The organism is Acinetobacter sp. 5862 (assembly GCF_024494585.1).
Taxonomy (GTDB): Bacteria; Pseudomonadota; Gammaproteobacteria; order Pseudomonadales; family Moraxellaceae; genus Acinetobacter.
Map to the genome: position 1 here is coordinate 1 of NZ_JANHGP010000019.1, position 8,414 is coordinate 8,414.

An 8,414-nucleotide genomic window follows, 5' to 3' on the forward strand; every position below is an offset into this window, starting at 1 on the left:
ACCATTAGAGAAATTTGCTCAGCTTGTTGATTATCATATGGCTTTTGAAACTGTCGCACCTCATGTTTGAATTCGCCTTTTTTTTGTTTTATTGTAAATATAAGATGATTTGTGGTTATATTGTGATTAAGTTGACTAATTTAATATTGATTATTTAATTGTATATAAATTACTATGGAAATAGAATTTTTGAATTCTTTTTTATTTTGAGTGATATATTTCTTTTGAGTTGGAGTGGTTCTAATGAAACCAGATATTAGTGATTTATCTGTAGAAGACTTAAAACGTTTACAGGTAGAAGCGGAAGCTTTAATCGCAAGCAAAAAAGATCAAGCAATTGAAGATGCTTATAATGAAATTATTGCAATAGCTGAAGCAGTTGGTTTTAGTGTTGAAGAGTTATTAGAGTTAGGTGAGCAAAAGCGTAAGAAGACAACGCGCAAAGCAGTAGAACCACGCTACCGTAATAAAAATAATACAGAAGAAACTTGGACTGGTCGTGGTAAACAGCCACGTTGGTTAGTTGCTGAATTAGAGAAAGGCGCAAAACTTGAAGATTTTCTAATCTAAGCAAGTTTTACTCGTCATCGTTCTGTCATACGATGATTCTATGCTTCATTAAAGCCAAGCTTAAAAAGCTTGGTTTTTTTATATGAGAGAATTGGCGATGTTGAAAAAGTATGCATAATGTCATTCAGGGGCGAGTGTCTCTAAAAGGATGATAATTTGTGCATTTGGTAAGGGTGGAATGAAGAAAAATACCAAACAATGGAAGTGGTGGGTTTTCGCCATTTTTGCATTTTTAATTTTTATTATTTTACAAATTCCAGCAACATGGTTAATTGCGAAATTTTCTAAAGATAATCAAATCTTACATAATGTTAGCGGCAATATTTGGCAGGGACAAGCGGATTGGCAAAAAGGTCAGTTACGTGGTTCTGTACATTGGAAAACACGTCCTTTAGATTTATTAATGTTGCGTCTTGGCGCAAATCTCGATATTCACAGCGGGAATACCCAATTTAATGGTATTTTTGGTTACGGTTTAGGTCAAAAGATTTTGATCAAAGATTTGCAAGGTGAAATTGCACCTGAGACTTTAAAGTATTTTGCCAATTGGCAGTGGCCTGAGAATTCAATTCAACTTAAAGATGTACAGTTTAATTATCAAAAAGAAAAAGGTTTTACTGCAACTGAAGGTAAATTGCACTGGGGTGGTGGTGAATTGAATTATACCTTTGGTCAACGCCAAGATCGTATGAATATGCCTTCATTAACTGCAGAAATGAAAGATGAAAATGGTCAATTGCAAATAGATGTTCGGGATCAGCAAAGTCAGAAAATGGCGAATCTAAGTTTAGACCCGAATCTTATGCTCGATGTTCAGTTGACACAGCGGATGTTATTAAATGTACCATCTTATCAAGGTAAAGCGGGACTCGACACTTACGTGATTAGTTCTCGCCAACCATTGTTGCAAGGTGGTTTTTAATGAAAACAATAGCACAAAAACTACAGCAGTTTCGTTGGCAGCAATTCGATAAAACAAGTGCTTTTATCCTAGCTTTACTCATTTTATGGTTGTGTTGGAAGTTAGCTTCTTTATTCTGGTTGGTTGTGGCGCCACCTCAGCCGATGCAGTTTGATCGTGTTGCATTGGGTTCACAACAGGCGCAAGTTCCTAATATTAGTTCTTTTGCACTATTTAATGAACCTGCTACTACGACAGCACAAGATAATGTCAATGTGGAGTTGCAGGGCGTATTGTTGGGTTATCCAAGCTATTTGTCATCGGCGGTTATTAAATTAAACGATACTGCTGAACGTTATCGTGTTGGTGAAACCATCGGTTCAACTTCCTATCAACTGGCGGAAGTGTATTGGGACCATGTCATTCTGAAGCAGGATAATGGTGCAACACGAGAAGTTAAATTTAAGGGTTTAGATAATGGTTTATACCAGCCAATTGCCCCTGTATTAAACCCTCAAGCTGCAACACCTCAAACATCTGCGCCTGCTCAAAACTCATCACAATCTGCGCTGGGACAAGCGATCCAACAAATGCAGGAAAATCGTGAGCAGTATTTAAAAAATATGGGAGTGAGTGGTGGTGGTTCAGACGGCTATGAAATCTCAGATCGAACACCAACGAATTTAAAAAATACCTTGGGTTTGCGGTCTGGTGATCGTATTCTATCGATCAACGGTCAGACAGTCGGGCAGGGTCTTAGCGAAGTGCAATTATTAGAGCAAGTACGTCGTGAAGGACATGCCAAAATAGAAATAAAACGTGGTGATCAAGTGATGACCATACAACAAAGTTTTTAGTGATAACACGTCATCACATTAGTTAGGAATAAGTGCAGGTTATGGCTTTCTTGAATCATCAACGTCCACTTTGGGCACTACTTGCTGCCGCGCCTTTGGTTGCGACCATCAGTACCAATGTGCAAGCACAAACATGGAAGATTAATCTACGTGATGCGGATTTAACGGCATTTATTAATGAAGTTGCTGATATTACGGGTAAGAACTTTGCCGTTGATCCTCGTGTGCGCGGGAACGTTACTGTTATTTCCAATAAACCTCTCAATAAAGATGAGGTCTATGACCTCTTTTTAGGCGTGTTGAATGTTAATGGTGTAGTTGCACTTCCATCAGGTAATACGGTCAAGTTGGTTCCCGATAGCAATGCTAAAAACTCAGGGATTCCTTACGATGCACGAAGTCGTGCAGGTGGAGATCAAATAGTCACTCGCGTTATTTGGTTGCAAAATACGAACCCAAATGATTTGATTCCTGCGTTAAGACCATTAATGCCACAATTTGCACATTTGGCTGCTGTGGCTGGCACCAATGCTTTGATCGTTTCAGATCGTGCGACGAATATTTATCAACTTGAAAATATTATCCGTAATTTGGATGGTACAGGGCAAAATGATATTGAAGCGATCAGTTTGCAATCAAGTCAGGCTGAAGAAGTTATTGGTTTGCTTGAAACGATGAGTGCGACAGGTGCCTCGAAAGATTTTATTGGTTCGCGTGTCCGAATTATTGCAGATAATCGAACCAATCGTATTTTAATTAAGGGTGATCCTGATTCACGCAAACGTTTACGCCAGATGATTGAAATGCTCGATGTTCCATCGGCAGATCGCTTGGGTGGTTTGAAAGTATTCCGTTTGAAATATGCGAGTGCCAAGAACTTAGCTGAAATTCTACAAGGTTTAGTCACAGGGCAGTCAGTTTCGTCCTCATCAAATTCTAGTGCTAGTAAATCGAACTCAATTAGCAATCTAGTTTCAAATAACCAAAATTCAGGTTCATCGGCGGGAACTTCAACTTCTTCAATTTCCACGCCGTCAATTAATCTTAACAATAGCAGTAATAATAGCCAAAATAGTGGTGTTACAAGCTTTAATAGTGCTGGTGTGAGTATTATTGCAGATAGCACTCAAAATGCTTTGGTTGTTAAAGCTGATCCGCAATTGATGCGTGAAATTGAGGCAGCCATTCAGCAGTTAGATACTCGACGTCAGCAAGTCTTGATTGAGGCTGCCATTATTGAAATTGTAGGTAGTGATGCTGATCAACTTGGTGTGCAATGGGCATTAGGTGATCTCAATAGCGGTGTTGGGTTAATTAACTTTTCGAATGTTGGTTCTAGTATCTCTAAGCTCGCAGCAGGCTACCTAACAGGTGGGGCAGCAGGTGCCGGTTCCGCACTCGGTACAGGTTCATCTATTATTTTGGGTGACTACAAAGAAGGTGCGAATGGCTCTCGTAAATTATATGGTGCTCTCATTCAAGCGCTAAAAGAAAATAAAAAATCAAATTTATTGTCTACACCATCCATCGTGACTATGGATAATGAAGAAGCGTATATTGTCGTAGGGCAGAATGTTCCATTTGTAACAGGTTCAGTTGCGACGACTGGAAACAGTACGGTGAATCCTTACACAACTGTTCAGCGTAAAGATGTGGGTGTTACTTTAAAGGTGATCCCTCATATCGGTGAAGGTGGTTCTGTTCGACTTGAAGTGGAGCAAGAAGTTTCAAACGTTGAAAATAGTAAGGGTCAGGCTGCTGACTTGGTGACAAGTAAACGAGCGATTAAAACTTCAGTTCTCGCAGATCATGGGCAAACAGTCGTGTTAGGTGGCTTGGTTACCGATCAGACTGATGTTAGTCGTCAAAGTTTGCCTGTTCTTGGGGATATTCCTTATCTTGGTCGTTTGTTCCGTTCAGATAGTCGTGGCAATGAAAAACGTAATTTACTTGTATTTATCCATCCAACCATAGTGGGTGATGCTGAGGATGTGCAACGTATATCTCAACAACGTTATAACCAGCTATACAGTCTCCAATTGTCTATGGATAAAAATGGTAATTTTGCAAAATTACCTGAAAATGTTGCGGATATTTATCGCCCACAACCTGCGGTAAGTAGCTCACCATACCAAAAAGTTCCAACAACAACGCAAAAAGAGGCTGTGGTTATCACAAAGCCTGTCGTTGTAGTTGAGCCTCAAATACAACGAAAAACGGTGCAGCTTCCAGCCAAAGCAACTGAACGCAGTAAACATACAGTGACAACCACGACGATTCGTCCTGCGTCTTCACAGTAGATGCACAGAAGCGCTTATGTCACAATGTTATGATTGAAAGAAATTATGATAAGGATAAACATCTATGACTTGGAAATTACAAGCCATCACAGGTGAATTTACAGGGCAAGAGATTAGTATTGAGCGTGACATGCTGGTGGGGCGGGATCCGGACGCTGAAATTTTGTTGCAGCTCAAGGATATTTCACGAAAACATGCTGCATTACTGTTTAGAGATGACCATGTTTGGGTAAAAGATTTAAAGTCTACAAATGGAACATTTGTGAATGGTGAGCGTGTTGAGCAGGAACAGGAAATAGAATTGCATGATGGGGATATGCTCCAGTTTGCCAGTTTTATATTTATGATTCTTGCTCCTGAGCGTTATAAGGCTGATTTACCTGAAATTGAAGTTGAGCCAGTAGCGGCAACGAATCACGATGCGGGTATGCCAACGCTTGCAGAGCGAGCTGCGGAGACTTCGATTAATCGAGATGGTATGCCACAACAAGTTGGAATTCCAAAACCAGCACCAATTCCTGAAGGTATTGATGTTCATGCTGCTGCTGAACAGCAGCCGATCGCGATTGAAGAACCTATTTCTCGTGTTCAACAAGAAATTGAACAGCAAAAAAATGCATCGATTGGTTTAATTTCAATTGTTGTACTCATCATTTTAGCTGTGATTGCTTGGTTATTCTTTAAATAATTATATTAACCTTTTACAATCAAGGCATGCCCATATGGGCGTGCCTTTTTATTTCTTGAGTCGAAATCTATGTCTGTTGCTCAGTTACAACAACGAAGTTTAATTTTATTTGATTTAGATGGGACGCTTGTGGACTCGGCGGCTGATTTATATCGAGCAATGAATCTAAGTTTGGAAAAACTGGCATTACCATTGCTAACAGAGGTGCAGATTCGAGCTTGGGTAGGCAAGGGTGCGGCTAAACTATGTGAGACTGTCTTGGAGCATTTGTTTGGGCAGATTGATGCCCAGCAGCAGAAGCAATTGCTTGATACTTTTGTTGAGATTTATGAACAAGAATTATGTGTAAATACCAAAGTATATGAAGGTGTTTTACCATTTTTGGATTACTGCCAACAGCATAATATTACGATGGCTTGCGTAACTAACAAACCAGAGCATTTAGCGCAAGGTATCCTCGATATTTTGCAGTTAAGCCCATATTTTAAGATGGTGGTTGGTGGTAATAGTTTAGCTGAACGTAAACCTCACCCTTTGCCTTTACTACACTGTATGCAGCAACAAAATATTACAGCGTCACAAACTTTGATGATCGGTGATTCGAGTAATGATGTGGAAGCCGCTAGACGTGCAGGTATTGATTGTATTGTGGTCAGCTATGGCTATAATCATGGGGAAAGTATCTATGACTGTCAGCCACAGCAAGTGGTCGATAGTTTGGCAGAATTGATAGAAGATGATTTAGTCAGGAGACAAGCATGAAGTTTGTTATGGTTTTTCGATGGCGGGCTTGAGAAGGCACTACAGAAAAAACGCACAGAAATTAAAACCATAGAGAAGATTCATGACGACCTTAGTACAATTTGAGCAATTAAAATCAGCAGGCTATAACACCATTCCTGTGTATCGCCAACGTTTAGCTGATACAGAAACCCCACTTTCTGTTTTTGCACGTTTTAAAGAACAAAAACAAGCTTATCTCTTTGAGTCTGTTGAAGGGGGTGAGAATTGGGCGCGCTATTCAATGATTGGTTTAGGGGAGTCGATTGTTTTTTCCTGTAATGCGGGTGTATTGACCATTCAGCAAGCTGATGGCTCGCTTCACCAGCAAGACTGCGCTGATCCATTTCAGTATATCCGTGATTTTCAAAGTCAATTTAAGGTGCCAACCCAAGTTGAATTGCCTGAATTACCAAGTTTTACTGGTGGCTTGGTTGGGTATTTGGGGTATGACGCGGTACGTTATATCGAACCAAAACTTAAAAACGTTCCCACGGCTGATCCTGTGACGTTGCCAGATCTTTGGTTAATGTTGTCTCAAACCGTGATTGTGTTTGATAATTTAAAGGACACTTTGTTTTTAATTCATCACGCAGATTCGAGTCAGCCTGATGCCTATAAGAAGGCTCAGCAGAAGTTGGATCAACTTGAGCAGTTGCTCGCTACGCCTGTCAGCTTGCAAGCGAAACCTCATACTGCGCCACATTTTGAATCCATTACGGGTAAAGAGAAGTTTTTAGAAACCGTTGAGAAAGTAAAAGAGTATATCCGTGCAGGCGATGTGATGCAGGTTGTGCCTGGTCAACGTATGGTGTCTGACTTTGATGGTGAGGCTTTACAAGTTTATCGTGCATTGCGCCATCTCAATCCATCACCGTATTTATTTCTAGTGCAAGGACAAACGCTCACAGATCAAAAGCCATTTCATATCGTGGGTTCTTCGCCAGAAATTCTTTCACGCTTAGAAAATGGTATCGCAACAGTACGTCCTTTGGCTGGAACACGACCACGTGGTAAAACTAAGGAAGAAGATCTTGCCTTGGAACAAGATTTACTTGCAGATGAAAAAGAGATTGCAGAACATCTCATGCTAATCGATTTGGGTCGCAATGATGTTGGTCGCGTTTCTAAAATTGGTAAAGTGCAAGTGACTGATCGTATGGTGATTGAGCGTTATTCTCACGTCATGCATATCGTGTCTAATGTGCAGGGTGAAGTACGTGATGACGTGGATGCTTTAGATGTGTTTAAAGCAACCTTTCCTGCTGGAACACTTTCAGGTGCACCAAAAATCCGCGCTATGGAAATCATTGATGAAGTAGAACCAGTTAAACGTGGTGTATTTGGTGGTGCTGTAGGTTATTTAGGCTGGCATGGTGAAATGGACATGTCGATTGCGATTCGTACCTGTGTGATTCGTGATAAAAAGGTCTATGTACAGGCTGGGGCAGGCTTAGTTGCAGACTCAAATCCTGAATCAGAGTGGAATGAAACTCAAATAAAAGCTCGCGCAGTGATCAAAGCGGTTGAATTATCATCAAACGGATTGATTTTATGAGTTTTTAACGGTTTTTTTGAAAAAACCACTTGCATCGATTCAGAGTTTTGCTAAACTGCACACCGTTCCGATACGAAACGTACGAAACACTAAGAAAAAGCCGGCATAGCTCAGTTGGTAGAGCAACTGACTTGTAATCAGTAGGTCCACAGTTCGAATCCGTGTGCCGGCACCATCTTAAAAGTGTGGTAGTATAGCGTAAAGAACAGCACTGTGTAAGTGTGATATGGTGAGATTCCCGAGCGGCCAAAGGGGGCAGACTGTAACTCTGCTACGAAAGTTTCGAAGGTTCGAATCCTTCTCTCACCACCATCTAACTTCGATTGAAGTGGTAAGTACCAACATGCGGGAGTAACTCAGTTGGTAGAGTGGCAGCCTTCCAAGCTGCATGTCGCGAGTTCGATCCTCGTCTCCCGCTCCATCGAAGATGTCGCTCTTATAGCTCAGTGGTAGAGCACTCCCTTGGTAAGGGAGAGGTCTCGAGTTCAAATCTCGATAAGAGCTCCAGATATACAGCTTAGTAGAATTTCTACAAAATTTTTAAAGAAGCAGGCTATTATAGTCTGCTTTTCAAGTATTGGGTGTCTAGTTTTTTAGGCGAATGTCGATAAAGAAAGTTTTTCAGGGTTGTTTTTCTCTAAACTGGTGTCGACGTAAACGAGGAAAATCAAATGGCTAAGGCTAAGTTTGAACGTAATAAACCACACGTAAACGTGGGTACAATTGGTCACGTTGACCATGGTAAAACAACTTTAACTGC

The 8,414-nt window shown here is 40.6% G+C and carries 8 protein-coding genes and 4 tRNA genes; all 12 read left to right on the top strand.

What is annotated here, in order from left to right:
* The first annotated feature begins 243 nt into the window (after window positions 1–243).
* Window positions 244–570, top strand: a complete 327-nt coding sequence (locus tag NO346_RS03060; protein ID WP_005163077.1) for an H-NS family nucleoid-associated regulatory protein — start codon at window positions 244–246, stop codon at window positions 568–570.
* A gap of 178 nt (window positions 571–748) precedes the next feature.
* Window positions 749–1,492 (top strand): type II secretion system protein N, encoded by a 744-nt coding sequence (gene gspN / locus NO346_RS03065; protein ID WP_005218647.1) that lies wholly within the window; start codon window positions 749–751, stop codon window positions 1,490–1,492.
* Entirely contained in the window at window positions 1,492–2,328 is an 837-nt protein-coding gene (locus NO346_RS03070) for a type II secretion system protein N (RefSeq protein ID WP_256414197.1), read from the top strand. Before gspN ends, NO346_RS03070 begins: the two co-directional genes overlap by 1 nt.
* 41 nt (window positions 2,329–2,369) lie before the next feature.
* The gene (gspD, locus tag NO346_RS03075; RefSeq protein ID WP_256414198.1) at window positions 2,370–4,628 is read left to right on the top strand and encodes a type II secretion system secretin GspD; all 2,259 of its coding nucleotides are present in this window, start codon (window positions 2,370–2,372) and stop codon (window positions 4,626–4,628) included.
* A gap of 64 nt (window positions 4,629–4,692) precedes the next feature.
* Window positions 4,693–5,316, top strand: coding sequence for an FHA domain-containing protein (locus NO346_RS03080; protein WP_256414199.1), 624 nt, complete (start codon window positions 4,693–4,695; stop codon window positions 5,314–5,316).
* Between the two features lie 69 nt (window positions 5,317–5,385).
* Window positions 5,386–6,078: a phosphoglycolate phosphatase gene (locus NO346_RS03085; protein ID WP_256414200.1), complete on the top strand. Its 693-nt coding sequence runs from the start codon at window positions 5,386–5,388 to the stop codon at window positions 6,076–6,078.
* Window positions 6,079–6,160: 82 nt separating this feature from the next.
* Window positions 6,161–7,654 carry an anthranilate synthase component I gene (trpE, locus tag NO346_RS03090; RefSeq protein ID WP_256414201.1) on the top strand — a complete coding sequence of 498 codons (1,494 nt, stop codon included), beginning with the start codon at window positions 6,161–6,163 and terminating at the stop codon, window positions 7,652–7,654.
* 99 nt (window positions 7,655–7,753) lie between these two features.
* A tRNA-Thr gene (locus NO346_RS03095) sits at window positions 7,754–7,829 on the top strand.
* Between the two features lie 53 nt (window positions 7,830–7,882).
* A tRNA-Tyr gene (locus NO346_RS03100) sits at window positions 7,883–7,966 on the top strand.
* Window positions 7,967–7,999: 33 nt separating this feature from the next.
* A tRNA-Gly gene (locus NO346_RS03105) sits at window positions 8,000–8,075 on the top strand.
* 11 nt (window positions 8,076–8,086) lie between these two features.
* A tRNA-Thr gene (locus NO346_RS03110) sits at window positions 8,087–8,161 on the top strand.
* A 164-nt stretch (window positions 8,162–8,325) separates the two neighbouring features.
* Window positions 8,326–8,414: GTP-binding protein (locus NO346_RS03115; RefSeq protein WP_072292276.1), on the top strand; the 89-nt coding region annotated here is incomplete at its 3' end.